Annotated in this window: 19 protein-coding genes, 2 tRNA genes and 3 rRNA genes; 17 read left to right on the forward strand and 7 right to left on the reverse strand. The window is 42.6% G+C overall.

Features of this window, described 5'->3' with window-relative positions; genetic code table 11:
* Positions 1–350: 350 nt before the first annotated feature.
* The 5 genes from IQ13_RS00015 to rrf all read left to right on the forward strand — a co-directional run bounded on the left by IQ13_RS00015 (position 351) and on the right by rrf (position 5,375).
* Positions 351–1,881: ribosomal RNA gene (locus IQ13_RS00015) — 16S ribosomal RNA — on the forward strand.
* Positions 1,882–1,999: 118 nt separating this feature from the next.
* Positions 2,000–2,074, forward strand: a tRNA-Ile gene (locus tag IQ13_RS00020).
* A gap of 11 nt (positions 2,075–2,085) precedes the next feature.
* A tRNA-Ala gene (locus IQ13_RS00025) sits at positions 2,086–2,159 on the forward strand.
* Between the two features lie 172 nt (positions 2,160–2,331).
* Positions 2,332–5,207, forward strand: a 23S ribosomal RNA gene (locus IQ13_RS00030).
* A 56-nt stretch (positions 5,208–5,263) separates the two neighbouring features.
* Positions 5,264–5,375: ribosomal RNA gene (rrf, locus tag IQ13_RS00035) — 5S ribosomal RNA — on the forward strand.
* Together the 16S, 23S and 5S rRNA genes with 2 tRNA genes alongside form the textbook arrangement of a ribosomal RNA operon.
* A gap of 395 nt (positions 5,376–5,770) precedes the next feature.
* Here rrf and IQ13_RS00040 read toward each other — a convergent pair.
* On the reverse strand, positions 5,771–6,151 hold the full coding sequence (locus IQ13_RS00040) for a DUF1573 domain-containing protein (protein ID WP_144883275.1): 381 nt from the start codon (positions 6,149–6,151) through the stop codon (positions 5,771–5,773).
* A gap of 18 nt (positions 6,152–6,169) precedes the next feature.
* Positions 6,170–6,643 carry a DUF1573 domain-containing protein gene (locus IQ13_RS00045; protein WP_144883277.1) on the reverse strand — a complete coding sequence of 158 codons (474 nt, stop codon included), beginning with the start codon at positions 6,641–6,643 and terminating at the stop codon, positions 6,170–6,172.
* Positions 6,644–6,845: 202 nt separating this feature from the next.
* On the opposite strand from IQ13_RS00045, the gene IQ13_RS00050 reads away from it, so the two are divergent.
* The 3 genes from IQ13_RS00050 to IQ13_RS00060 all read left to right on the forward strand — a co-directional run bounded on the left by IQ13_RS00050 (position 6,846) and on the right by IQ13_RS00060 (position 10,799).
* Entirely contained in the window at positions 6,846–9,227 is a 2,382-nt protein-coding gene (locus IQ13_RS00050; protein WP_144883279.1) for an alpha-ketoacid dehydrogenase subunit alpha/beta, read from the forward strand.
* Positions 9,228–9,323: 96 nt separating this feature from the next.
* Positions 9,324–9,926, forward strand: coding sequence for a trimeric intracellular cation channel family protein (locus IQ13_RS00055; RefSeq protein WP_144883281.1), 603 nt, complete (start codon positions 9,324–9,326; stop codon positions 9,924–9,926).
* 78 nt (positions 9,927–10,004) lie between these two features.
* Positions 10,005–10,799, forward strand: coding sequence for a PhzF family protein (locus IQ13_RS00060; protein ID WP_144883283.1), 795 nt, complete (start codon positions 10,005–10,007; stop codon positions 10,797–10,799).
* Positions 10,800–10,861: 62 nt separating this feature from the next.
* Here IQ13_RS00060 and IQ13_RS00065 read toward each other — a convergent pair whose 3' ends face one another.
* The 3 genes from IQ13_RS00065 to IQ13_RS00075 all read right to left on the reverse strand — a co-directional run bounded on the left by IQ13_RS00065 (position 10,862) and on the right by IQ13_RS00075 (position 13,719).
* Positions 10,862–11,266: a thiol-disulfide oxidoreductase DCC family protein gene (locus IQ13_RS00065; protein ID WP_144883285.1), complete on the reverse strand. Its 405-nt coding sequence runs from the start codon at positions 11,264–11,266 to the stop codon at positions 10,862–10,864.
* Positions 11,267–11,368: 102 nt separating this feature from the next.
* A complete protein-coding gene (locus IQ13_RS00070; protein WP_144883287.1) occupies positions 11,369–12,091 on the reverse strand; it encodes a YebC/PmpR family DNA-binding transcriptional regulator in 723 nt (240 codons plus the stop codon).
* A 98-nt stretch (positions 12,092–12,189) separates the two neighbouring features.
* On the reverse strand, positions 12,190–13,719 hold the full coding sequence (locus tag IQ13_RS00075) for an amino acid permease (protein ID WP_144883289.1): 1,530 nt from the start codon (positions 13,717–13,719) through the stop codon (positions 12,190–12,192).
* Between the two features lie 150 nt (positions 13,720–13,869).
* Between IQ13_RS00075 and IQ13_RS00080 the strand changes: the two genes are divergently transcribed.
* From IQ13_RS00080 to IQ13_RS00095, 4 genes are all read left to right on the forward strand, one after another.
* Positions 13,870–15,144: a dicarboxylate/amino acid:cation symporter gene (locus IQ13_RS00080; RefSeq protein WP_144883291.1), complete on the forward strand. Its 1,275-nt coding sequence runs from the start codon at positions 13,870–13,872 to the stop codon at positions 15,142–15,144.
* A 42-nt stretch (positions 15,145–15,186) separates the two neighbouring features.
* Complete coding sequence (locus IQ13_RS00085) at positions 15,187–16,152, forward strand: DedA family protein (protein ID WP_144883294.1); 966 nt, start codon at positions 15,187–15,189, stop codon at positions 16,150–16,152.
* Positions 16,153–16,173: 21 nt separating this feature from the next.
* Positions 16,174–17,433: an MFS transporter gene (locus IQ13_RS00090; protein ID WP_144883296.1), complete on the forward strand. Its 1,260-nt coding sequence runs from the start codon at positions 16,174–16,176 to the stop codon at positions 17,431–17,433.
* Positions 17,434–17,557: 124 nt separating this feature from the next.
* Positions 17,558–18,553, forward strand: coding sequence for a glycosyltransferase family 9 protein (locus IQ13_RS00095; protein ID WP_144883298.1), 996 nt, complete (start codon positions 17,558–17,560; stop codon positions 18,551–18,553).
* Between the two features lie 66 nt (positions 18,554–18,619).
* On the opposite strand, the gene mdh is transcribed toward IQ13_RS00095, so the two are convergent.
* Complete coding sequence (mdh, locus tag IQ13_RS00100) at positions 18,620–19,549, reverse strand: malate dehydrogenase (protein ID WP_144883300.1); 930 nt, start codon at positions 19,547–19,549, stop codon at positions 18,620–18,622.
* A gap of 111 nt (positions 19,550–19,660) precedes the next feature.
* On the opposite strand from mdh, the gene IQ13_RS00105 reads away from it, so the two are divergent.
* From IQ13_RS00105 to IQ13_RS00115, 3 genes are all read left to right on the forward strand, one after another.
* On the forward strand, positions 19,661–20,182 hold the full coding sequence (locus IQ13_RS00105) for an SRPBCC family protein (protein WP_144883302.1): 522 nt from the start codon (positions 19,661–19,663) through the stop codon (positions 20,180–20,182).
* A gap of 125 nt (positions 20,183–20,307) precedes the next feature.
* Entirely contained in the window at positions 20,308–20,667 is a 360-nt protein-coding gene (locus IQ13_RS00110) for a BlaI/MecI/CopY family transcriptional regulator (protein WP_144883304.1), read from the forward strand.
* Positions 20,668–20,742: 75 nt separating this feature from the next.
* Positions 20,743–22,695 carry a M56 family metallopeptidase gene (locus tag IQ13_RS00115; protein ID WP_144883306.1) on the forward strand — a complete coding sequence of 651 codons (1,953 nt, stop codon included), beginning with the start codon at positions 20,743–20,745 and terminating at the stop codon, positions 22,693–22,695.
* A gap of 120 nt (positions 22,696–22,815) precedes the next feature.
* On the opposite strand, the gene IQ13_RS00120 is transcribed toward IQ13_RS00115, so the two are convergent.
* Entirely contained in the window at positions 22,816–23,319 is a 504-nt protein-coding gene (locus tag IQ13_RS00120; RefSeq protein WP_144883308.1) for a TlpA family protein disulfide reductase, read from the reverse strand.
* A gap of 107 nt (positions 23,320–23,426) precedes the next feature.
* Between IQ13_RS00120 and efp the strand changes: the two genes are divergently transcribed.
* Positions 23,427–23,993, forward strand: a complete 567-nt coding sequence (efp, locus tag IQ13_RS00125; protein WP_144883309.1) for an elongation factor P — start codon at positions 23,427–23,429, stop codon at positions 23,991–23,993.
* A gap of 180 nt (positions 23,994–24,173) precedes the next feature.
* Positions 24,174–24,668 carry an acetyl-CoA carboxylase biotin carboxyl carrier protein gene (gene accB, locus IQ13_RS00130; RefSeq protein ID WP_144883311.1) on the forward strand — a complete coding sequence of 165 codons (495 nt, stop codon included), beginning with the start codon at positions 24,174–24,176 and terminating at the stop codon, positions 24,666–24,668.
* The last annotated feature ends 1 nt before the right edge of the window (position 24,669 follow it).

Consider the following 24,669-nt stretch of genomic DNA (forward strand, 5'->3'; position numbering starts at 1 on the left):
ATTTAAAAATACTTTTAAAAAGCTTTGGATTGAAAGGTGTTAACTCCTTACCTTTGCAACCCGCAAGACAAAAGCGGTAGTTCTTTATGAGGTTAGAGGGTGTGATATTCAATGAGTTAGTTAGGAGATATCTTAAAAAATAAATTGAAAAAAGTTTGGTTAGAATAAGCGAGGCCCTTACCTTTGCACTCCGTTCGAAAAACGGGTAGAAAGAAAAACAAAAGATCTTTGAAAGAATGGAAGCAACAGCAACGTTTTATGAAAATAGAACGGGTAAATTTTAAGCGTAATAAAATTCGATTTTGAACTGTTAATTCTTGAGAATTAATAGTCAGTATCAAACTTCATTTACAATGGAGAGTTTGATCCTGGCTCAGGATGAACGCTAGCGGCAGGCTTAATACATGCAAGTCGAGGGGCAGCAGCTTTGTAGCAATACAGGGGCTGGCGACCGGCAAACGGGTGCGGAACACGTACGCAACCTTCCTTTAACTGGGAGATAGCCCACCGAAAGGTGGATTAATATCCCATAGTATATTTGAGTGGCATCACTTAGATATTAAAGCTCCGGCGGTTAAAGATGGGCGTGCGTCTGATTAGGTAGTTGGCGGGGTAACGGCCCACCAAGCCCACGATCAGTAGCTGATGTGAGAGCATGATCAGCCACACGGGCACTGAGACACGGGCCCGACTCCTACGGGAGGCAGCAGTAAGGAATATTGGTCAATGGACGCAAGTCTGAACCAGCCATGCCGCGTGGAGGATGAAGGCCCTCTGGGTTGTAAACTTCTTTTCTTTGGGACGAAACCCCTGTTTCTACGGGGACTGACGGTACCAGAGGAATAAGCACCGGCTAACTCCGTGCCAGCAGCCGCGGTAATACGGAGGGTGCAAGCGTTATCCGGATTCACTGGGTTTAAAGGGAGCGTAGGTGGGCTTTTAAGTCAGTGGTGAAATCTTTGGGCTTAACCCGAAAACTGCCATTGATACTATTAGTCTTGAATTCTCTGGAGGTAAGCGGAATATGTCATGTAGCGGTGAAATGCTTAGATATGACATAGAACACCCATTGCGAAGGCAGCTTACTACGGAGACATTGACACTGAGGCTCGAAAGCGTGGGGATCAAACAGGATTAGATACCCTGGTAGTCCACGCCCTAAACGATGATTACTCGACATTAGCGATATTACAGTTAGTGTCTAAGCGAAAGCATTAAGTAATCCACCTGGGAAGTACGACCGCAAGGTTGAAACTCAAAGGAATTGGCGGGGGTCCGCACAAGTGGTGGAGCATGTGGTTTAATTCGATGATACGCGAGGAACCTTACCTGGGCTAGAATGCTGGGAGACCGCAGGTGAAAGCCTGTTTTGTAGCAATACACTGCCAGTAAGGTGCTGCATGGCTGTCGTCAGCTCGTGCCGTGAGGTGTTGGGTTAAGTCCCGCAACGAGCGCAACCCCTATCTTTAGTTGCCATCAGGTAATGCTGGGAACTCTAAAGAAACTGCCGTCGTAAGACGTGAGGAAGGAGGGGATGATGTCAAGTCATCATGGCCTTTATGCCCAGGGCTACACACGTGCTACAATGGGGGGGACAAAGGGCTGCCACTTAGCGATAAGGAGCTAATCCCAAAAACCCTCTCTCAGTTCAGATTGGAGTCTGCAACTCGACTCCATGAAGCTGGAATCACTAGTAATCGTATATCAGCAATGATACGGTGAATACGTTCCCGGACCTTGCACACACCGCCCGTCAAGCCATGGAAGCTGGGTGTACCTAAAGTCGGTAACCGCAAGGAGCCGCCTAGGGTAAAACTAGTGACTGGGGCTAAGTCGTAACAAGGTAGCCGTACCGGAAGGTGCGGCTGGAATACCTCCTTTTTAGAGCATGCTTAGATTTACATGCTGTTGCTTTTCCACTTTCAAGAAATAAGTTCTTATAAATGGTTAGTTGGCCAGTTGCTATGGATTGTTGAGGCCACTAGGCTAAAGATTAAATAGATCCGTAGCTCAGCCTGGTTAGAGCACTACACTGATAATGTAGGGGTCCCCAGTTCAAATCTGGGCGGGTCTACAAATAACCTCGGGGGGTTAGCTCAGTTGGCTAGAGCATCTGCCTTGCACGCAGAGGGTCATCGGTTCGACTCCGATATCCTCCACGAAAATTAGTTCTTTACTTCTTTGATAATGGCTTAAGGCCTGTCGGTTCGTAACCGTGTTATCAAACATAATTCTTACTCCCCTTTAGGGGATGGGGGTTAAAGTTCTTTGACATATTGGGATGTAACAAGTTGTAATTGTTTAGTAAGGCGATTTAAGTATAATAACTCTTTTAAAGCGAATAAGGGCGCATGGTGGATGCCTTGGGTCTGAGAGGCGAAGAAGGACGTGGTAAGCTGCGATAAGCTTCGGGGAGCTGCACACAAGCATTATATCCGAAGATTTCCGAATGGGACAACCCAGCACACTGAAGGTGTGTTATCCGAAAGGAAGCCAACCTCCTGAACTGAAACATCTAAGTAGGGAGAGGAAAAGAAAATAACAATGATTCCCTGAGTAGTGGCGAGCGAAACGGGAAGAGCCCAAACTTAAGCGGCGTGCCGCTTAGGGGTTGTAGGACTGCATTTAGAAAATCTCATCAAATTGAACCTTCTGGAAAGTTGGGCCATAGCAGGTGATAGCCCTGTAGATAGAAATTGAGATGGACGAGCAGTATCCTGAGTAAGGCGGGACCGGAGGAATCCTGCCTGAATCTGCCGGCACCATCCGGTAAGGCTAAATACTCCTCAGACACCGATAGTGAACCAGTACCGTAAGGGAAAGGTGAAAAGTACCCCGAAACAGGGGAGTGAAATAGTACCTGAAACCGTGCGCCTACAAGCGGTCGGAGTCCAGCAATGGATGACGGCGTGCCTTTTGCATAATGATCCTACGAGTTACTCCTCACTGGCGAGGTTAAGTTCTTCAGTAACGGAGCCGAAGCGAAAGCGAGTCCGAACAGGGCGCTTAGTCAGTGGGGGTAGACGCGAAACTTTGTGATCTATCCATGGGCAGGTTGAAGTTCTGGTAACACAGAATGGAGGACCGAACTCATTAACGTTGAAAAGTTATGGGATGACCTGTGGATAGGGGTGAAAGGCCAATCAAACTGAGAGATAGCTCGTTCTCCCCGAAATGTTTTTAGGAACAGCCTCGGATTTAAGAAGTGTATAAGAGGTAGAGCTACTGATTGGGCTAGGGGGCTTCACCGCCTACCAAACCCTGACAAACTCCGAATGCTTATACATATCTCCGGGAGTGAGGCTGCGGGCGCTAAGGTCCGTGGCCGAGAGGGAAATAACCCAGATTAGCAACTAAGGTCCCTAATACGTAGTTAAGTTGAACAAACGAGGTGAGACTTCTATAACAGCCAGGATGTTTGCTTGGAAGCAGCAATTCATTTAAAGAGTGCGTAACAGCTCACTGGTCGAGAGGTCTTGCACGGAAAATGATCGGGCATCAAACTACGAACCGAAGTTCTAAAATTGTACTTGTACAATTGGTAGGGGAGCATTGAAATCTGCTGCGAAGGTGTCTGGTGATGGATGCTGGAGCGATTTCAAAAGAAAATGTAGGAATGAGTAGCGATAAAAGTAGTGAAAAACTACTTCGCCGTAAGTCCAAGGTTTCCTGATCAATGTTAATCAGATCAGGGTTAGTCGGGTCCTTAGGGAAAGCCGAAAGGCGCACCTGATGGCAAGTTGGTTAATATTCCAACACTTGTTTATGTTTCGATGGGGTGACGGGGTAGTGAAAGATCCGCCTGGTTACGGAATACCAGGTTAAAGCGTGTAGATATATTTTTTGCAGGTAAATCCGCAAGAGATGTCGAACGTGATAGTACCGCAAAGCTTCGGCAGCGTGGATAGTGATCCTAATCAGACCTCCGAGAAAAACCTCTAAGGCTAGGCATAAACAACCCGTACCGTAAACCGACACAGGTGGACGGGATGAATATTCTCAGGCGCTCGGGTGAGCCGTGGAGAAGGAACTAGGCAAATTGACGCTGTAACTTCGGGATAAAGCGTACCATCTTCGGATGGTCTCAGTAAAATGGTTCAACCAACTGTTTAGCAAAAACACAGGGCCCTGCAAAATCGAAAGATGACGTATAGAGCCTGATACCTGCCCGGTGCTGGAAGGTTAAGGAAGGATGTTCGGCGCAAGCCAAAGCTTCTGACTGAAGCCCCAGTAAACGGCGGCCGTAACTATAACGGTCCTAAGGTAGCGAAATTCCTTGTCGGGTAAGTTCCGACCTGCACGAATGGTCTAATGAGTTGAACACTGTCTCCTCCACGAGCCCGGTGAAATTGTAGTATCGGTGAAGATGCCGGTTACCCGCCACGGGACGGAAAGACCCCGTGAACCTTCACTACAACTTTGCATTGATTTTGAATTACGGATGTGTAGCATAGTTGGGACGCTTTGAAGCAGCTGCGCCAGCAGTTGTGGAGCGGTCGTTGAAATACCAACCTTCTTTGATTTAGAATCTAAACCCTGACGGGTGACAGTGCATGGTGGGTAGTTTGACTGGGGTGGTCGCCTCCTAAAAAGTAACGGAGGCTCGCAAAGGTACCCTCAGTACGGTTGGTAATCGTACGTAGAGCGCATTAGTATAAGGGTGCTTGACTGTGAGACATACAGGTCGAGCAGGAGCGAAAGCTGGCTAAAGTGATCCGGCGGTTCTGCATGGAAGGGCCGTCGCTCAAAGGATAAAAGGTACTCCGGGGATAACAGGCTGATCTCCCCCAAGAGCTCATATCGACGGGGAGGTTTGGCACCTCGATGTCGGTTCGTCACATCCTGGGGCTGGAGAAGGTCCCAAGGGTTCGGCTGTTCGCCGATTAAAGTGGCACGTGAACTGGGTTCAGAACGTCGCAAGACAGTTCGGTCCCTATCTGTGGTGGGCGTTAGTAAATTGAGTAGGCATGACCTTAGTACGAGAGGACCGGGTCGTACGTACCGCTGGTGTATCTGTTGTGCCGCCAGGTGCAGTGCAGAGTAGCTATGTACGGAAAGGATAAACGCTGAAAGCATCTAAGCGTGAAACCTTCTACAAGATGAGTTTACTTTTAAGGGCCGTCAAAGACGATGACGTTGATAGGCTACAGATGTAAAACTGGTAACAGTAAAGTCGAGTAGTACTAATTACCCGTAAGCTTTAATTTTTTTTAATTGCCAACTGCAATTACAACTTTTCCCAATATGATCTTATTTAAGAGTTTATGGTGGTTTTTCCGAGGGTGTTCACCTCTTCCCATACCGAACAGAGAAGTTAAGCCCCTCATGGCCGATGGTACTGCACTACAATGCGGGAGAGTAGGTAGCTGCCATATTTATTCTAAACCCCTTCAATATCATGAAGGGGTTTTTTTATGTACCTATATCAGCCCTCAGTACAGACCTTGCTAACCTATCCCTAAAAATTGGTTGAATGCGGCGTGTTATCTTCACTAGTTAAGGTGACTTCTTCTACTTACTTGGCAGGTTTAAGTACTTATTTTTTTCTTTGTATATGGATTTGTTTTAAAGTCTGTAAAATGGCAGGCAGCTGTTTTGTATACGACAATGCCATACCGTTCTGAATATTATCATAACAAACGAATGACGAATAGCTAATTAGTTACTACTATGTGTTCTTGGTATTGATAAATAAAAAATCCCGGTAACAAAATTGCTACCGGGAAATAATATAGATATAAGCCTCTAGTGAGGGTATTGCAAAAGATTGTTACTGTTGAACCTGACCTGTAATGGTTAATACCTGTTCCTGGTCTATACCCAGAAATTTAACTCTTACCTGTTTTGTAAAATTACCAACAGTCGCTGCATTGTAAGTGGCTGTAATGGTACCTGTTTTACCGGGCTTAATTGGTTCTTTTGTGTAATCTGATTTTGTACAACCGCAACCAGGTGTTACTGTTTCAATAACCACATCCTCTTTACTTGTATTTGTAAATGTAAAAGTTGCAGTAACAGGATTGCCTACTTTGGGTTTGCCCAAATCAACTGTTTCAGTTGCAAACTTTGTAATGTCTGTTGGTTTTTTTGCCTGTGATTTTACAGCTGTAAAAGCGAACATCGCAACAAATGCAATAATTAAATGTTTCATGTATTTTTCTTTATAGTGTTATTGTTTAAAAATATTCAATGCCTGGTTGGTTGGGGCTGATTGATCGGGGGTTTTCCAAACCGCACCTTTTATAACCAGTACTTTTGTCTGACCGCCGTTGTAGTACACAGTAATTGTTTTTTCGAACGGGCCTTCAGCTGCTGCATTGTAACCAACTTTGATGGTTGATTTAATGCCAGGCGCAACAGGAGTTTTATTCCATTCGGGTGTTGTACAACCGCAGGAGGCTTGCACATTGTCAAGCTTCAGCGAATCTTTGCCTGTATTTTCAAAAGTGAAAATGTACGTAACTGGTTTACCTTGAGGAATTTTTCCAAAATCGTGGGTTGTTTCCGGAAACTTGATTGTTTCTGTTACAACAACAGGCGTCGTATTGCCGGTTGTGGCATGATTATGATTATCGTGGTTCTGTGAAAAGCCTGCAATTGTAAGAAGAGTCGCAGCGAAAAGGGTGATCATTTGTTTTTTCATAAAAAAGTAGATTCTTTCGTAAAAGTAAGTATTACTACAGACAGTTAATAGCCTTTAAGGGTTGCCTTTCATAAATTTTTCTTAAGGATAGCTGCGTATTTGTTTTTTCTCAAATTTTGCGGTTTTTCACAACAGCTTTATTGTTATCACCAAATAGGGCTTACAAGTGTTAATGTGGGAACAAAACTGTTATTTTTGCCGCATGGAATCTACCACTAACGAAAGCCTCCAACTGCAGGAACTCTCCTTCGAGAATTTTAAACGGGAGGTGTTGCAGGATTACCGCATGGCATGTATCAGCCGTGAAGCCAGCTTGCTTGGACGTAAAGAAGTACTTACCGGTAAAGCTAAGTTTGGCATTTTTGGTGATGGTAAGGAAATACCGCAAATAGCCATGGCGAAGTTTTTCCGTAAAGGTGATTTCTACAGTGGTTACTATCGTGATCAGACGTTTGCGTTTGCAACTGGTGTGGCAACAGTAAAGGAGTTCTTTGCTCAACTGTATGCCGATCCTGATACAGCTAACGATCCGCATAGTGCAGGCCGTCAGATGAATTCTCACTTTGCATCAGCCTTTGTAGATAAAGATGGTCAGGTTCTTGACCTTGTGAACCGAAAGAATCTTACATCCGGTATGGCTCCAACTGCTGCTCAGATGCCCCGTTCTGTAGGATTGGCATTAGCATCCAAGCTATTCCGGCATTCGGATGTTTTGCAGGAATATGGCAGTCTTTCCCAAAATGGAAATGAAGTTTGTTTTGCAACTATCGGCGACGCATCAACCAGTGAAGGCCACTTTTGGGAAACCATCAATGCCGCTGCCGTACAACAAATTCCATTGGCTGTTTTTGTGTGGGACGATGGTTATGGTATTTCTGTTCCTAAAAAATATCAAACAACTAAAGGTTCTGTATCGGAAGCGTTAAAAGGATTTCAGAAGAAAGACGGAACAAATGGTATTGAAATTTATAAAGTAAAAGCATGGGATTACGCCGGCATGTGCGAAGTGTTTGAAGCGGGTATTGAAAAGATCCGTCAAACACATACACCGGCTTTATTTCATGTGGAAGAAGTTACACAACCTCAAGGACATTCAACTTCGGGTAGCCATGAACGTTATAAAACAACAGAGCGTTTACAATGGGAGCGTGCATGGGATTGTAACAAGAAAATGAAAGAATGGATTATTGAAAATAATCTGTGGGATGAAAATGATTTGCTTGAAGTTGAACGTGAAGTAAAAAACTTTGTTCGCAGTGAAAAGAATGCTGCCTGGGCGGAGTATGAACAGCCGATAAAAATCCAGGTACACGAAGTAACAGAGGCTTTACGTAATACGGGTGCAGCTACAGCCAAAGCCGATGAAATGGAAGAAGTGGTGCAGGCGCTTGCCACCAACAGGGAGCCGAGCCGTAGAGATATTATGAGCACTTTGTTTAAAGGAATCACCATCAGTGGTTTGAAACAATCGCCAGCTCATTCCTTATACAATCGTTTACAAAAAGAAAACAAGGCACTTTACAATTCGCATCTTTATAACGAAGGTGCAGGTAGTGCCATGCTTGTTAAAGAAGTAAAAGCAGAGTACAACGAGGAACCTGTGATCCTTAATGGCTATGAAGTATTGAACCGTTACTTCGATCAGTTATTTGCGCATAACTCCAAAGTTGTGGCTTTTGGCGAAGACTTAGGTTTTATTGGTGATGTGAACCAGGGCTTTGCGGGTTTACAATTGAAATATGGTGAAAACAGAATTTTTGATACAGGTATCCGTGAATTAACAATCATGGGGCAGGGTGTTGGTTTAGCTATGCGTGGCTTACGACCAATTGCTGAGATTCAATACCTCGACTATCTTGTTTACGGATTGCAACCGTTAACCGATGATGTTGCTACACTGCAGTTCCGTACAGCAGGCCGTCAAAGTGCGCCAATTATTGTACGTTCACGAGGACATCGTTTAGAGGGTATCTGGCACAGTGGTTCTCCAATGGGCATGATCATTAACAGCCTGCGTGGTATGTATGTTTGTGTGCCACGTAACATGGTACAGGCTGCAGGTATGTACAATACTTTGTTAGCGAGCAATGAACCCGGATTGGTGATTGAATGTTTAAATGGCTATCGCTTAAAAGAAAAACTGCCAACAAATCTTTTAGAATTTACTGTTCCAATGGGTGTGCCTGAAGTAATCAAAGAAGGTACCGATATCACTGTTGTTTCGTATGGTTCTACCTTGCGCATTATTGCGGAGGCTGCACAAACGCTGGAAGCAATGAATATCAGTTGTGAAATTATTGATGTACAGACGTTGTTGCCTTTTGATGTAAACCATATTATTCTTGAATCGCTTAAGAAAACAAACCGCATCGTATTTGTTGATGAAGATGTTCCGGGTGGTGCTGCAGGCTACATGTTTAATAAAGTAATGGAAGAGCAGGGCGGCTATCGATATCTTGATGTGGCTCCACGTACCATTACAGGTAAAGCGCACAGACCTTCTTACGGCAGCGACGGAGATTACTTCAGTAAGCCGAATGCAGAAGAAATTGTAACTGTACTGCAGGAGATGATGGCAGAGTGATGTTTGTGCATGGTGAACAAGAACGTTTATTATCCGGGTGCGTGCTATTCATTTAACTCGTTGCGTATTTTACATTGACTATTCAGCTTAACAAGAATGTCTTTCCTTTCTATCATCGACATACTCGGCACATTTGCTTTTGCTGTTTCAGGTGCTTTCTCTGCTATGGAGAAAAAACTCGATCCGTTTGGCGTAATCATTCTCTCATTTGTTACTGCTATCGGTGGAGGAACGTTGCGTGATGTATTGATTGGTGATACACCTGTTGCCTGGCTGCGCAATGGTACTACAACCATTGTTATTATTGTAGCAGCAATCGGCACAATGTTGTTTGGTAAATATCTTAAACGCTTTACGAGTACGTTGTTTTTGTTCGATGCTTTTGGGTTAGGGCTGTTTACATTGATTGGAGTTGAAAAAGGTTTGGAGTTACAATTGAGTCCGGGTATTTGTGTTGCCTTGGGAACCATTACCGGTTCGTTTGGCGGAGTAACAAGAGATGTATTGCTCAACAATGTACCGTTGGTATTTCGCAAGGAAATTTACGCATCGGTTTCAATTCTAGGTGGAGTATTGTATCTGTTCTTATTGCAGGTAGATATGTTATCGCATCTTGCTACTATCATTTCTATTTTATTTATCGTGGTGTTTCGCATAATTGTTGTGCGGTATAAACTTGCCTTGCCTAAGTTTTATTGAGGCTTCCCTGAAAAATCACATGTTTGTGTACACGAAGGGTGTTTATTCCTTTCCTAACTTCATTCAAACTAAAAACAGATGAAACTCAATTTATGCCAGGTAGATGCATTTACATCAACATTATTTAAAGGTAACCCGGCTGCAGTTGTACCATTGGAGAAATGGATCGATGATGCATTGATGCAACAGCTGGCTATGGAAAACAACCTTGCTGAAACAGTTTTCTTTGTTCCTTCCGAAAAAGAAGGAGCCGATTTTGACATCCGTTGGTTTACGCCGGAAGTGGAAATTAACTTATGTGGCCATGCTACATTGGCCAGTGCCTTTGTTTTATATACGCAACTCGGATTTACAAGACCTTCAATCGTATTCAACTCAAAAAGTGGCTTGCTGACTGTTGAAAAAAACGGATTCAATTACGAAATGGATTTTCCTTCATGGAAACCAGAACGCATCACCGATTATCCCGATGGCATTGCAGAGATACTTGGTGTAAAAGAAGTAGTCGGTGCTTACAAGTATCGTGATCTGTTAATTGAAGTTGCTACAGAAGAAGAAGTACTCAACGCCAAACCCGATTTTACAGCATTAAAGAAAACCGGCGAAATGCTTATTCTCACTGCCAAAGGAAAATCAGTTGATTTTGTTTCACGCTTCTTCGCACCTTCGGCAGGTATTGATGAAGATCCTGTAACAGGATCTGCTCATTCGCAATTAATTCCTTTCTGGAGCGAAAAGCTCGATAAGAAAAGGATGACTGCCAAACAACTAAGTAAACGTGGCGGCGATTTAGTGTGCGAGCAAAAAAGTGCCGAACGTGTAATGATGGGAGGCGAATGCGTGTTTTATATGAAAGGGGAGTTTGAGATTTAGTGAATGGTGAGTTGTGAGTAGTGAGTGAGCCGTCGACTATGGTCTATCGTCCGTCGTCTTGCTCACTCCACAAATCGTGCACGTTGTTCGGGTGTAGGCAACATACAGCTTTCCTGTTTACCAAACCATTTGTAACGGTTACGCCCAACCCATTTATAAATACCATCTCTGATGAATGCAGGGATGATGATGAGTACATATAATAACTTCCAGCCACCATCTAAATGTCTGCATACTTTGAGTGCGGCTGTAGATTCACGATAGGCAACTCCATCTTCAATAAAAATGACCGAAGTAAGAACGGTCGGATCAATATTGTACTTTGGTAAAATTTCCTGTGCAGTAGTTCCTTGTAATGAACCGAATTTCAACTTGCCTTTTTTATCTCTTTTCAGTGCAAACTGAATCCAGAAATTGCAGAAGTTGCAAACACCATCAAACAAAACCAAACGGTCGGGTTGTTCCATACTTTAAAGATATTGGATGATTGTTGAAAAACGAAAGGCTGCAATTTGCAGCCTTTCATTTTTTATACTTTGTACTTTCAACTTCGTAGTCTGTACTTGTGCTTATCCCATGTTATGGAACACCTTCTGCACATCATCATCCTGCTCCAAACGTTCAATTAATTTACTTACATCTTCAGCCTGCGCATCGGTAACAGGAACGGTCGTAGTAGGAATCCATTCCAGCTCGGCACTTAACGGAGTAATGCCTTTATCTTCCAGTGCTTTTTGCATGTTCCCAAAATCGGTAAACGCACAACGCACCACTAAAATATCTTCTCCATTTTCACCGGTGCTTTCACCCAATTCCTCAAGACCAAAATCAATCAGCTCCAGTTCCATGTCTTCCGCATTTAAGCCGGCAGGGTTTAATTTAAACACACCCATTTTTTTAAACTGAAAAGCTACAGAACCACTATTGCCTAGTGCACCGCCACCTTTGTTGAAATGACTTTTTACATTGGCTACAGTACGTACATGGTTATCGGTAGCTGTTTCAACCAGGATGGCAACACCGTGTGGTGCATATCCTTCGTACAGGATTTCGTCGTAGTTCTCCATTTCCTTACCCTGTGCACGCTTAATAGCGGCTTCCACACGGTCTTTCGGCATGTTTACGCTCTTGGCGTTTTGCATACAGCGACGCAGGGCAGGGTTGGTAGAAGGATCGGGACCACCTGCTTTCACAGCAATGGCAATCTCTTTACCAATACGTGTAAACTGCTTGGCCATGCGATCCCAGCGGGCAAACATGGTACTCTTTCTTACTTCAAAAATCCGTCCCATTTTAAATATTGATTAGGGCGCAAATTTAGTGGAATGACCGTAAACAAAAAACCGTTCTGCAAGGCTGCAGAACGGTTTGTGTAAAAAAGATCAATTCATTAATGCCGCTCAAAATCGGAGGCATGCGGTAATATTTCAGATGGATTGTGCAGTTTACTGTTTTTACGGCTGTAAAGGAAGTAAACAACTAAACCAATGGCCATCCATGCAAAAGCAACTTTTAGTGTTTGTGCATCTAAACCAATGATCATCGCCGTACAAATAAGAACACCTAAAGTTGATACAACCGGATAGATAGGTGTTTTAAACGGACGTTGAATGTTCGGTTCTTTCACCCGCAAAATCCAAACACCGGCACTTACCAGTACAAAGGCGAAGAGTGTACCAAACGATGTAAGATCGCCTGCCACGTGGCCAGGTACAAACGCTGCAAACAAACCAACGAATATGAATAATATCCAGTTTGCTTTGTAGGGCGTTTTGTATTTCGGGTGCAATTCGCCAAACGCTTTTGGTATTAACCCGTCGTTACTCATGGTATAGAAAATACGGCTTTGGCCCATCAACATCACCAGGATTACAGACGAGAAACCGGCAAGAATAGCAACAGTAACCGCCGTTGCTAACCAGCCATACCCCGTCATGTATTGCGAAATAGCATAAGCAACAGAAGCTTCACGACCTTTTTCAGGATCAACAAAATCTTTCCAGTTGGCAACACCGGTTAATACATGTCCGAACAAAATGTAAAGAATGGTACAAACCACGAGCGAACCAAGAATACCGATGGGCATATCACGCTTCGGATTCTTTGCTTCCTGTGCGGCTGTACTAACGGCATCAAATCCAATAAATGCAAAGAACACAATCGCTGCACCACCCAGTACGCCACCAAAACCATGTTTGTTCCAGCCACTGTAATCGGCAATTACTTTACCTGCCTGGTCAACAACCGGAGCTGTTCCTTCAGGAATGAGGTAAGGTGTATGATTTTCGGGTTTAATAAACTGCCAGCCTAATGCAATAAACAGTAATACAATACCTACTTTAATAAACACAATCACCATGTTTACAATAGCGCTTTCCTGTGTGCCTTTAATAAGCAGCAAGGTGAGCAATAATAAAATGATGAGTGCAGGTGCATTCATTATACCTGAATGATGCACACCTGCCGAATCGGTAAAGCTTTCAAACGGCGAGTGGCTCCACTCATAGGGAATGGCTCCTCCTAACAGCTTGTTTAAATATTCACTCCATGCAATAGATACAGTGGCAGCACCCAATGCATATTCCATAATTAAAGCCCAACCAATAATCCATGCAACTAACTCGCCCATGGTGGTGTAACTGTAGGCATACGCACTACCTGCAATCGGAATCATAGCTGCAAATTCTGCATAACACAAACCTGCAAATGCACAGCCAACAGCAGCAACGATAAATGATAATGTAACACCGGGACCGGCAGCTTGTCCGGCAGCCGCAGCAGTTCTAACAAAAAGACCGGCACCGATAATAGCCCCGATACCTAAGGCCACCAGGTTGCCTGCTCCCAAGGTACGCTTCAAGCCTTTTCCTTCGGCCTGCGCAAGCAGCTGGTCAAGTGGTTTCTTTGCAAATAAACTCATACTAGATTGGTTATAGATTTACGATTACTAACAATAATAAGCTGGAAAAATAGAGATTTATTGCAAATAACCATCAAAAGATTTATTAACGGTTTGGGCAGATGCTGTGCAACCCGAATACCGTATATTGCGGCACTATAATTAAAAAGCATGGGTAAGGGAAACAAGTTAACGCTTTACATTTTGCTGGCCATGGCGTTGGGTATTATTGTTGGATACATTGTTCATGTAAGTGCACCCGCCGAGTTCATCCAGAGTTTTTCGAAAAATATTAAACTGCTCAGCAATATTTTCATCCGTTTGGTACAAATGATTATTGCTCCATTGGTGTTTTCAACATTGGTGGTTGGTATTGCCAAACTGGGCGATTTAAAAGCAGTAGGCCGTGTAGGTGGTAAAGCATTGCTTTGGTTTGTTACGGCCTCACTCATTTCCCTGTTATTGGGTTTGATGTTGGTGAACCTGTTTAAACCGGGTACACATATTAATTTAGCGCAGGCCGATACAGAAGGTGTAAAAGACCTGATGAATAAAACATCCACGTTCTCTTTACAGAATTTTGTGGAGCACATTATTCCGAAGAGCTTATTTGAAGCGATGGCTTCAAACGAAATTCTGCAGATCGTGATCTTCTCTATTTTCTTTGGTGTGGCTGCAGCAGCCATTGGCGATTACACCAAGCCATTGATCAAAGCGCTCGATGTAGTTTCACACATCATTCTTAAAATGGTGAACTATGTGATGAACTTTGCGCCCATTGGTGTATTTGGTGCATTGGCAGCAGTGGTTGCAGCAAAAGGCTTGGGTATTTTCCAGTTCTATCTTGTTTACTTTATTTATTTCTTAATCGGCATTGCTGTTCTCTGGATAATCTTAATCGGCATTGGCTTTTTGATACTGGGCAGCAGAATGAAAGTGTTGTTGCGTCGTATCGGCGGACCATTACTTATTGCTTTCAGTACAACCAGCAGTGAAGCCGTTTTCCCCAAACTTACCGAAGAGCTGGAACGTTTTGGCTGCAGAGACAGAATTGTATCGTTTGTATTACCGCTTGGTTATTCGTTTAACCTCGATGGCAGTATGATGTATATGACCTTTGCAAGTTTAGCCATTGCACAGGCTTATGGTATCCATCTCGACCTCGGAACACAGCTGGTGATGTTACTGGTGTTGATGCTTACAAGTAAAGGTATCGCCGGTGTACCACGTGCATCGTTGGTGGTTGTTCTGGCAACATGTGCCATGTTCAATATTCCGCCCGAAGGTGTGGCGTTGATTCTGCCCATCGATCATTTCTGCGATATGTTCCGTAGTGCAACCAATGTAGTTGGTAATGCATTGGCAACTTCAGTTGTAAGTAAGTGGGAGGGTGAGTTGAGTGATGGGCACCATCATGTACATCACGATCATTCGCATACAGCATAATTTCAAACGAACAAGAATAATAGATTAAACGGGATAACGAACATGAAGAAAAGATCGATTCAGATAGTATTGATGGTTGTAATGCTGTTGGGTATTTCGCAGCTACATGCACAAAAGCAGGTAAATGTGCGGGTGTTTAACCAATACGAGGCACCGGCCGATAAGTTTACAGTAGATGGGGTTGAATATGCCACCACAAAAGATGGTACCATTACAATAAACATTAACGCAACCGATTCTGTTACGTTTGCCGGCAACGAATACGATGCAAAAAAGTATGCAGTTGCAGATTTAAAAGAAGGTATTACTGTTGAATTACATAAACAGTTTACCTGGAAAGATCTGCTCAATCCCATGTTCTACATTAAATATGGTGGACTATGGTTGCTGCTCTTCATCATTTTTGCAGAAACGGGTTTGTTGTTTGGTTTCTTTTTACCCGGCGACAGTTTGTTATTTGTTGCCGGTATTTACAGCGGTAATCTTGCACGTGAGTTCTTAAAAATAGTCGGATTAGGTGGCGTACAAAACGAATGGTTTGAGTTATTGGTGCTCTGCACATTGATATCGTTGGCAGGTATATTGGGTAACTGGATTGGTTACTGGACCGGTCGTAAAATTGGCCCGGCTATGTATAACTGGAACGATAATCTCTTATTTAAAAAACGCTATCTGCACGAAGCACATGATTTCTATGAGAAGCATGGTGGTGGTGCGATTGTGTTTGCACGTTTCCTGCCTTTCATCCGCACATTTGCACCCATCATTGCAGGTATTGTAGATATGGATCGTAAGAAGTTTGTTTTCTTTAATGTAGTGGGCTGTGTGGCTTGGGTAGTGAGTATGATTTTTGCCGGACACTTTTTACAGATATGGGTAAAGAAACAGTTTGGTATTGAACTGAAAGATAAACTGGAGTTGATTGTAATCATCATTATCGCTGTTACGACAGCACCGGTTTTCTGGAAGCTCATCTTTGGTAAGAAAGCTGAAAAGCCAAATGTGTAATCCGACTCACTAATCTTGCTTATGACCAACCAAAAAGAACATTCCATTTTTTCCCTTGCTGTTATTGTAGCAGCGCTTGGTTACTTTGTTGATATTTATGATCTGCTGCTGTTTACCATTGTACGGGAACCCAGTATTGTTGGTGTAGGTATCGATAAAGCAGATACAGCTGCAATGATTGCAGCCAGTACTAAAATCATCAACTGGCAAATGGTGGGGTTGTTGATTGGTGGAATTCTTTGGGGCACCATTGGTGATAAGAAAGGACGCTTAAGTGTATTGTTTGGTTCTATTCTTTTATACAGTGTTGCCAATTTTGTTACAGGGTTTGTACAAACAGTGGATCATTATGCCTATGCACGTTTTGTAGCTGGGCTTGGCTTAGCAGGAGAGTTAGGTGCAGGTATTACATTAGTAAGTGAGTTGCTTCCAAAAAATAAACGGGGTGTTGGTACTTCGCTGGTAGCGGGTATTGGTTTGTTTGGAGCTGTATTTGCCTACTTTACATTTAAACTCACCAACGACTGGCGTCTTTGTTACAAAATTGGTGGCGGTTTAGGAATAGGCTTGCTGTTGTTGCGGGTAAGTGTTGCCGAAAGCGGTATGTTTAAAACAGTAAAAGAAACCAAGGTAAGTCGTGGTAATTTTTTTATGTTTTTCAGCAGCGGCAACCGCTTCAAAAAATACGTCCTGGCAATTTTAATTGGCTTACCTACCTGGTATGTCATTGGTATTCTGGTAAACCTTAGTAACCGTTTTGCTACTGATTTTTATGGTGAGAACAAAGTAGACAGTGGCCGTGCCATTATGTTTGCTTATGCTGCAATTGCTACAGGCGATATTGCAGTAGGTCTCATCAGCCAGTATTTTAAAAGCCGCAAAAAAGCATTGTACCTGTTTTACGCATTTACAATAGTTGGCTTACTCATCTTCTTTTCACCATTGAACAACAGCGATACGGCCATGTATCTCATTTGTGCATGGCTGGGTTTCAGTACCGGTTTCTGGGCCATATTTGTAACAATGGGTGCCGAGCAGTTTGGCACCAACCTACGTGCAACAGCCGCAACCACTATTCCCAACATGGTGCGTGGTGCATTGCCGTTGATCAATATGATGTTTCTCGGACTGTTTCAAAAAAGCTGGGGCTGGGGTTTAACCAAGAGTGGTATTGTAACCGGTGTTGTTGTAATGGTTATTACACTTGTTGCAGCGTACTTTACCGAAGAAACCTTCCATAAGGATTTGAATTATGTGGAGGGAGAAGAGGTGTTTCCTTAATAGTCGGCAGGACCGAAGTCCGCAAGTCGGAAAGAAAGACACTGAAAATTATAAACCTGTTTCACTTTCGGAAACATACTTTCGGACTTCCCGACTATCTACTTTCCGTCTAATTTTATAGCGCATGAAATTTCTAATCATCCGTTTCAGTTCCATCGGCGATATTGTGTTAACCACGCCTGTTGTGCGTTGTTTAAAACAGCAGGGAATTGGTGCTGAAGTACATTTTCTTACCAAGTTCAGTTTTCAGAAAGTAGTTGCATCAAATCCGTACATCGATAAGTGTTATTATCTCAACAACGATTGGGAGCTGCTAATGCATGAATTGAAAGAAGAGAACTACGACTACATCATTGATCTGCACAACAACATCCGCACCTTAAAAATTAAACGGGAGTTGAAAGTAAAAGCATTTGCTTTCAACAAACTGAATGTGCAGAAGTGGCTGCTTACGAATTTAAAGATCAACCGTATGCCGGCTGTGCATATTGTGGATCGTTATCTCGATACAGTAAAATCATTTGGCATCAAGAACGATGGTAAGGGATTGGATTATTTTATTCCGCAGGAAGAAGAAACCAAACAAAGCGATCTGCCGCATTCGCATTACTTAGGTTATGTTGGCTTAGTGATTGGTGCTGCACATGCAACCAAACGCTTACCTGCCCAACAGTTAAAGAAACTCTGTTCGTTATTACATCATCCCATCATCTTACTGGGCGGACCCGAAGACAAAGCAACCGGTGATGAAATAGCAGCTGTTGATCCGGTGAAGATTTACAATGCCTGCGGTAAATTTTCAATTAACGAAAGTGCCGACCTGGTGCGTAAAGCTAAACTCATCATTACACACGATACCGGCTTAATGCATATTGCAGCTGCCTTACACAAACCCATCATCAGCGTATGGGGCAACACGGTTCCTGCATTTGGTATGACGCCGTATTACGGCAATAAGCAAGTGCGGCATGTACAATTCGAAGTAGATGATCTTGGCTGCAGACCTTGTTCTAAAATCGGTCATGACAAATGCCCGAAAAAACATTTCAAATGTATGCAGCTGCAAGATGTAGAAGCAATAGCAGCAACTGCACAAGCTTGGGCAAAAGAATTACGGTAATAAAAAACGGTTGCAAAATTTGCAACCGTTTTCATTTTCAAATTATCTGATTTTCAATTTTTCAAATTACAATGTTTTCAACACATCGTTCATGCCGCGTACAGCTGCTGCACTTTTATCGAAAGCAGCTTGCTCATCAGCATTCAATTCAAAGTCGATGATTTTTTCCCAACCATTGCGACCAATTGTTACAGGAACGCCTAAGCAAATATCTTTCTGTCCGTATTCGCCATCTAACGCTACGCAACAAGTAAAGAGTTTCTTTTCATCACGCAAAATGCTTTCTACCAGAGCTGCTCCAGATGCACCTGGTGCATACCATGCAGAAGTACCAATTAACGCAGTAAGCGTAGCACCACCCACCATGGTATCTTTTACAATCTGCTCTTGCTGTTCAGCAGATAAGAATTTTGTTACAGGAACACTGTTCCAGGTAGCCAAACGAATCAAAGGAATCATGGTGGTATCGCCGTGGCCACCAACTACTACTGCATTCAAATCAGCAGGTGAGCAATTTAAGTGCTGGCTCAGTTGATATTTAAAGCGGCTGCTGTCGAGTGTACCACCCATACCAATAATGCGGTTCTTTGGTAAGCCGGTAGAAGTTAATGCCAGGTAAGTCATCGTATCCATCGGGTTACTGATGATGATGATGATGGCATTAGGAGAATATTTTAAAATGTTTTCGCAAACAGATTTTACAATACCTGCATTTACACCAATCAGTTCTTCACGGGTCATGCCGGGTTTGCGGGGTAAGCCCGAAGTAATTACCACTACATCACTGTCGGCTGTTTTGCTGTAGTCGTTTGTGCTGCCAACAATTTTGGTGTCGAAACCGAGGAGAGCAGCAGTCTGCATCATATCCTGGGCCTTACCTTCGGCAATACCTTCTTTAATATCGAGTAACACTAATTCAGAACACAGTTCTTTGCGGGCAATATTATCAGCACAGGTAGCTCCAACGGCACCGGCACCTACTACAGTAACTTTCATGGACAAACGTATTTTTTAAGTGAAGAAAATTGTGCCGCAAAGGTATTGGAGGAAAGCTGAAAAGTCAAAAGAAGGAATTACTATCTTTAGTCATACCAAAATTAAAACCGCATGATTCTTATCATTCTTTATGTCTTTCTCGGCATAATCGCACTTGCTTTGCTGGCAGCCGCAGTAATGCCCGGCAAATACCTTGTAGAAAAATCAACGATCATTGGCCGGCCTTCGGCAGAAGTGTATAACAAAATTGCAGATCTGCATCATTACCGTGATTGGAATCCTTGGGCTAGAATGGATCCTGATGCACAATCAACCATTACCGGCGATCCGATGCATGTGGGACATAAGTATTACTGGAATGGAAAGAAGGTAGGCGAGGGAAGCTTAACAGTACGTTCTGCTGTGCCAAGTAAAGCCATCAACTTCGACCTGGTATTTTTAAAGCCGTTTAAATCGGAAGCGATTGATGCGTGGGATTTTACAGAAGTGGAAGGCGGAACAAAAGTGGTTTGGCGCAACAGTGGTGCTTTAGCGTTTCCTGTTGCTCGTTTAATGGGGCCATCCATTACCAAACAGCTGAACAAACAGTTTGAAGAAGGATTGCAGAACCTGAAAGAAATGTGTGAGAAGTAACAATAACAATATCTGTTTTACAAGCCAGTCTGCCCGACTGGCTTTTTTATTTTTTTAACAGGAAAGGAGTAAAATAAATTTGGAGGGTTACGATAAATTCGTAGATTTACGAAAATTTCGTAGAGATGTTAGAGAAACTTACACACCAGGAAGAAGAAGCCATGCAGGCCGTTTGGCGAAAAGGCGAAGGGAATATTAAATCCTTTCTTGAATTTTTGGATGAAGAGATTCCGTACACCACACTTGCATCTACCATTAAAAACCTGGAGAAGAAAGGTTATCTCGAAAGCAGGTTAGTAGGTAATGCGTATCTCTATAAACCGGCTATTACAGAAGAAGAATACAAGAAGAAGTTTATGAGCGGTTTTGTAAAAGAGTATTTCGAAAACTCGTACAAGGAGCTGGTGAATTTTTTTGTGGAGCAGAAAAAGTTATCGCCCAAAGAGCTGAAAGAAATTGTAGAAATGATTGAAGGGAAGAAGTAATGAATAATGAGTAATGAATGATCAGTGATGAGTTACTGATGTTCAATTTCCAAATTTTCAAATTTTCAAATTAAGATGCCTTTTTTAATTGAATACCTGCTGAAAGTTTCGATTGCACTTGCACTGGTGTATTTATTTTATCAATTGGTGCTGCGCAGGCTAACTTTTTATAACTGGAACAGGTGGTACCTGATCGGATATTCGGTGTTGAGTTTTGTGATACCCTTTATGAACATTACCGATTTCCTGTTCAAGCACGAACTGGATGAAGCACAGTTTGTGCAAATGGTGCCTGTTTATCATTTAAATCTCACTGCAACGGGCGCAGGCTTTGAATGGAACAGCTGGAATATTGCCATTGTGATTTTACTTGCCGGTATGTTGGTGATGGGGCTGCGTATGCTGTTACAGTTTTTCAGTTTGCGCAAGATGAAGGCGAAAGCAAAGTTGCTGAACGAAGGAGACATCAGACTCTTTGATGTTGAGGATAACATTATGCCCTTTTCTTTCAGCAATGGCATTTACATTAACAGTAAACTGCATACAGAAGCTGAGCTGCAAGAGATCATCCGCCACGAGTTTGTGCATGTAAAACAAAAGCACAGCATTGATATTTTATTTGCCGAATTACTGTGTATGCTGTTATGGTTTCATCCCGCAGCATGGCTTATCCGTAAAGCAATCCGTCAGAACCTTGAATTTATTGCCGACGAAAAAGTATTACAGGATGGTGTTGATAAAAAGCAATACCAATACCTATTGCTGAAAGTAGTAGGCTACAATCATTACAGCATTGCATCCAACTTTAATTTCTCATCACTTAAAAACCGAATCATCATGATGAATCAAATCAAATCTGCCCGCGTGCAGGTCATTCGTTTCTTGTTTATACTGCCGCTGGTGGCAGTATTGTTACTGGCCTTTAGAGAAGTAAGACAAAAAGAACAGCGTAAAGATTTTCAACAGCAATTACTGTTGAGCGATACCATACCTGCCAGCGAAATTGCATCTGTAAATGTGAATAAGAATGGCGATGAAAAAACAATTACCATTATTCTAAAAAACGGAACAACGGATACCTATAACCTGAACGATCCGAAACAAAAAGAAGCGTTTGAAAAGAAGTATGGCAAAGTTGATCAACTTGCGCCACCTCCGCCACCGCCCCCGGCAGTCATTCAATCGGATGAAGTAGAAAGGGTAGATGTGACCAAAGCAAACGGTAAAGGCATTATCCGCATCCGTTTAAAAAACGGCACTGTAGAAACCTTCGATTTAAACAATGAAAAGGATAAAGAAACATTGCGTACAAAATATAAATTTAGTACAGCTGGGTCTTCTTCATCAACAAATTCATCTGGCAATAAAAACCTGGCTATAACTGTAAAGCCTGCAAAAGAAACGGTAAAGCTAAACAAGAAAGGATATTATGTAAGCATTGCCGATGATATGGGTGAGTGTGTAGTAATTGTAAAAGACAAGAATAAAAAAATTATAGAGGCATTAAAGTTAACAGACTGGAATGCAGCTGAAGCAAAATACGAAGCGAAGTATGGCGAAATTCCTCCCCCTCCACCACCGGCTCCATCTGCTCCGGTAACCGTAGTAGGTTATCCATCACCTGTATCTTCTCCCGCAGCTATTACTGTAGAGGGCAAGCCTGCAACGATTACTGTTACAGAAGCAACATCTCCTGTAAAAGAAGTAACAGTTACCGGATATAAAAAAGTAGTAGGTACCGCCACAATAGATACCGATGTTAAAACCACCACAGCTGCAGAACCGGGTGTGGTTACTGTAGTGGGTTATGGCAAATCGACCAAAGAGTCTGGAAACATAAAGCTTAAAAAAGGTATTGATAACGTTTTGTATATATTGGATGGTAAAGAAGCAACGTCCGAGGATATCAATGGCCTTGATCCAAATACCATTGAAAGTATTTCTGTTTTAAAAGATGATAATGCCGTAAAACTGTATGGTGAAAAAGGAAAGAACGGAGTAATTATCATTAAAACAAAAAAGAAATAACTACGTGTGCTTTTCTGCCTGTCCGTTGCAGCCGGAAACTACCGGTTGTGCAGATTAGGATTCTGTTACCGTTATTATTAAACCTTATTCTCAGCGAAACAATTAATTTGTTTCGCTTTTTTATTTGGTTGCCAGTTGTATTAATTGTGCTGTTGGTAATCCTCCATCGAAATAGTGCAGCAGTTCACCTTTCTTACTGTAAATGGTAATCAGTGGCAGGTAGTGGTTGCGGTAATATTTGGGAAAGAAATACAACACATCCCGTCCCATAATGATGTTCTTGTATTTTGAAATCTGGTAGTCGTTGTAAAACTGTTTCATCATTTCAAAAGGGTAGGTGGTAGCCATTACAATCTGTACCGATTTCAGCTTTTCAATATTTTCGATGAGTTCCTTTGTTTGGTTTTTGCAATGATCGCAATCGGGGCTGAAGCTCATGAGAATGGTGGTTTTCTTTTTGTTCAGCTGTTCGGTGTAAAAGCTACTGCTGCTGTCGGTAAGTAACAGTTTAAAATCGGGGAGGCGCAGATTCTGTAAGTGCGACGGAATGGTATCAACTTTAACCTGGGCTGTAACGGGATATGTAAATAAAAAAACAAGTGCAGCAACGATGAACTTTTTCATACCTGCAATTTAGCAAAATCTGCCTTTACAGGTATTTTGCTGCAAGTTTGCTGAGCCAACCTGTTACCTTATATTTGCAGCCTTAAATTAATATTCAACGAGTTTTTATGGCAACTACATCAGACATCAGTCGTGGTATGATCATCAAGCAAGACGGCAGCTTGTATAAAATTGTGGAGTTTGGCGAAAACAAAACAGCCCGTGCAGCCGCAAAAGTTTGGGCTAAATTAAAAGGTGTTGATAATAATCGCTCCATAGAAGTTACATGGAACAGTGGTGAAACCATTTACCCGGTTCGTGTAGAACGCCACGATTTCCAGTTCTTGTATAAAGACGATACCGGCTATAACTTCATGAACAATGAAAGCTTTGAGCAGATTGCTGTTCAGGAAGCGGTGATTGATGCTCCCCAGTTTTTGAAAGAAGGTGATACCGTATCGGCTCTCATCAATACAGAAACCGAAATGCCGATGAGCATTGAGTTGCCCGACAAAATTGTGGTGAAAGTTACTTACAGCGAACCTGGTGTAAAAGGCGATACGGCTACCCGTACGTTAAAGGCAGCTACCATTGAAACAGGTGCAACTGTAATGGTGCCTTTGTTTGTAAACGAAGGCGAATTGATCCGCATTAACACCAAAACTGGTGATTATGTGGAGCGTGTAAAAGAATAATCAAGGAAATATTTTGCGAAAAGGCGATTCTTTAAAAATCGCCTTTTTTTATTGTTTTTTGCGGGTTTTTAGGCAAAACAAGGGTGTTTTTACCTCGTTTTTTATTAAATATGAATTTTCTGGGTGTTTATTCCCTTATCTTAGCCGCCCAATATTTATCAACTTTTAAACCTCACTATCATGGATTTTAAACAAATTCAGGAACTTATTAAATTGGTTAACAAATCCAACCTCAGTGAACTCACCATCGAAGAGAAAGACTTTAAGGTTACTATAAAACAAAAAGACGAAATCATTCAGCAAACTGTTATTTCAGGACAGTTCCAGGCTGCACCTCAGGCGCTGCCTACTGCAACGGCACCAGCTGCAATTCCTGCTGCTGCAAGTGCGGCTCCCGCAGCACCTAAAGCCGGCGGCGGAGAAGATACCAGCAAGTATGTAACAATTAAGAGCCCGATGATCGGTACTTTCTACCGTAAACCTGCACCCGACAAGCCATTGTTTGTTGAAGTTGGTACAGAAGTAACACCCGGCAAGGTTGTTTGCATTATCGAAGCCATGAAGTTGTTCAACGAAATTGAAAGTGAAGTAAAAGGTAAAATCGTGAAGATTCTGGTAGAAGATCAGTCACCTGTTGAATACGATCAGCCTTTATTCCTGGTAGATCCCAGCTAAT

It is taken from the genome of Lacibacter cauensis (assembly GCF_007830055.1).
Taxonomy (GTDB): Bacteria; Bacteroidota; Bacteroidia; order Chitinophagales; family Chitinophagaceae; genus Lacibacter; species Lacibacter cauensis.